The sequence below is a fragment of the Methylobacterium sp. J-092 genome (assembly GCF_022829325.1).
Lineage (GTDB): Bacteria > Pseudomonadota > Alphaproteobacteria > Rhizobiales > Beijerinckiaceae > Methylobacterium.
Genome location: NZ_JAKSXU010000101.1, coordinates 1 through 2172 on the forward strand (window position 1 = coordinate 1; position 2172 = coordinate 2172).

4 protein-coding genes are annotated in these 2172 nt (G+C 62.6%); all 4 read right to left on the reverse strand.

Annotation, left to right across the window (positions count from 1 at the left end; all coding sequences use genetic code 11):
• The coding region (locus MKK60_RS11415) for a transposase (protein WP_243985842.1) at positions 1-263 on the reverse strand (263 nt) is incomplete at its 3' end.
• Between the two features lie 82 nt (positions 264-345).
• Complete coding sequence (locus tag MKK60_RS11420; RefSeq protein ID WP_243985844.1) at positions 346-564, reverse strand: DUF6894 family protein; 219 nt, start codon at positions 562-564, stop codon at positions 346-348.
• Between the two features lie 222 nt (positions 565-786).
• The gene (locus tag MKK60_RS28675) at positions 787-1077 is read right to left on the reverse strand and encodes a DUF6894 family protein (protein WP_409567390.1); all 291 of its coding nucleotides are present in this window, start codon (positions 1075-1077) and stop codon (positions 787-789) included.
• A protein-coding gene (locus MKK60_RS11425) for an IS3 family transposase (RefSeq protein WP_243985846.1) occupies positions 1013-2172 on the reverse strand; the annotation gives its coding sequence in 2 pieces (ribosomal slippage) (positions 1013-1932 and positions 1932-2172; 1161 coding nt annotated over the 2 pieces). This gene is flagged as partial in the annotation. The genes MKK60_RS28675 and MKK60_RS11425, both read right to left, overlap by 65 nt.

Here is a 2172-nt window from a genome sequence, read left to right on the forward strand (position 1 = left end):
CCTGGCGCGGAGAGCCCCAGGAAACAGCGATGCACCGTGACCCCCGGCGGGCAGTCCAGCGGCAGATGCCGCCACGCGCATCCTGTCCGCAGGACGTACCGGATGCCGTCGAAGACCGCGCGCAGGGGCCGGCGCCATGCGCGGCCTGTGCTGGACGGCGCCGGCAGAAGCGGCGCAAGCACCGCCCACTCTGCATCGCTGAGATTGGTTGCATAGGGCAGGCTCTCGCGCGCAAGCTCGGCGCGGGCGGCGGGCGTCCACATCGGGGTTCCTGGGTGAGCGTCAGACACTCTCCCAACGCCCGCGATGCTCGCCGCTCACCCAATAGCTAAGCTGTTCTGCCCATTATGAAACGGGGTCTAAGCGAAACAGCGCTTCACCGGCCTGGTTAGTGACCTCCATCAGCCACGGCTTGCCATCGCGCTGCCTATCTGAATCTGCTTCGAGCAAGGCCCCGGCTAGCAGCATGGCCTGCCGGCGGGCCGCCCCGATATCCGCGAGGAGCATGCCCTCACGATCCAGGGTGCCGACGCCGTCATGGACGTTGAAGTGATAGTGAGGCATCGCGCGCTCTGCGAGGATAGGCGGAAGCACAGAACGCTCGCAGTCGCCAGCGCCTAAAACCGGCCAACGATACAGTTCAATCGCCTAATAAGGCCAACTGTTCCTGCCAATTTATGTAACAAAAGCTAACTTAGCGCGCTGACCCTATTGTATCCTTTCACACCGAGACAGCACCATGCTGCAGTCACTCCAAAATTGAAGGTGCAACGACGGGCCCAGCTTCTACCGCAGCAGCCATGTGCCGACATAGGTGAGGGCGGCCGAGTAGACGGCATGCCCATCTTCATCCGTTACCAGCACCGTTATGGTTTGACGTTCACCGTCCTTTGGCACATCGTACGCAGCGATGGCAGGAAGCAGCTTCTTGGCCTCTAGAACAGCGCCTTGCAGGTCGGCACATTCGGTGCCCTCATCTGATCGGCCCCCACGAGGTGGTCCAAGGGTAAAGTTAGTGCACGGTTGGCCGTTCTGCCACGGGTAGCTTGGCCGGCGGAGCTTGTTGGGCGAGCGCAGCCGGCCAAGCGGAGAAGGCTGGCACGAACACCTCCGGTGCCGGCGGCTGGTATTTCAGCGATGCATGCGGGCGCACGCCGTTGTAGTGACGTCGCCAGCTTTCGATCACGACCTGCGCTTCCCTGAGTGTGTGGAAGATCTCGCCGTTGAGGAGTTCGTCGCGAAGCCGTGCGTTGAAGCTTTCGACGTAGCCATTCTCCCACGGTGAGCCTGGCGTGATGTAGGCCGTCTTTGCCCCGACGCCGGTGATCCAAGCTTGTACGATCTTCGCAACGAACTCCGGTCCGTTATCCGAACGGACATGGCTCGGTACGCCACGCAGGATGAACAGATCCGAGAGCACATCGATGACGTCGGTTGCCTTCAGCTTGCGGGCGACTCGGATCGCTAAGCATTCATGTGTGAACTCATCGACCACGTTGAGCATCCGGATCTTGCGCCCATCGTGCGTGCAGGCCTCGACGATATCGTACGACCACACGTGATTGCGGTGTTCCGAGCGAAGACGGACGCAGGAGCCGTCGTTGTCCCAGATCCGCCCCCGCTTGGGCTGTTTGGCTGGGACCTTCAGCCCCTCACGCCGCCAAATGCGATCGACGCGTTTGTCGTTGACCAACCATGCGGCCGCCTTCAGCAGCGCGCTGATCTTGCGGTAGCCATAGCGTCCATACTTCTCAGCCGACGCCACGAGATCGGCCGTCAGCGCCTCTTCGTCGTCGCGGCCCCGCGGTACCTTGCGCTGTGTCGAGCGATGCTGTCCGAGCGCCCTGCAGGCACGGCGCTCGGAAACGGTCATCGTCCGCATGATGTGCTCGACACAGGCGCGTCGGCGCGCAGGGCTCAGAAGTTTCCCCGGGACGCCGCCTGCCGGATCCGCTTGTCCAGCGTCAAATCGGCGATGGATTTTCGCAGCCGAGCATTCTCGGCCTCAAGACTCTTCATCCGTCGAACTTGATCCGACTTCAGGCCGCCACACCCACGTCGCCACCGGTAGTACGTCACCGAACTCACACCGAGCGCGCGGATTGCATCGGCCACGCTCTGGCCCTGTGAGATCAGCACGTCCGCCTGCCGCAGCTTCGCGACGATCTCCTC

Excerpts from the sequence above, each read along its gene's own strand:
- MKK60_RS11420 (WP_243985844.1), bottom strand. The coding sequence starts at position 564 with ATGCCTCACTATCACTTCAACGTCCATGACGGCGTCGGCACCCTGGAT.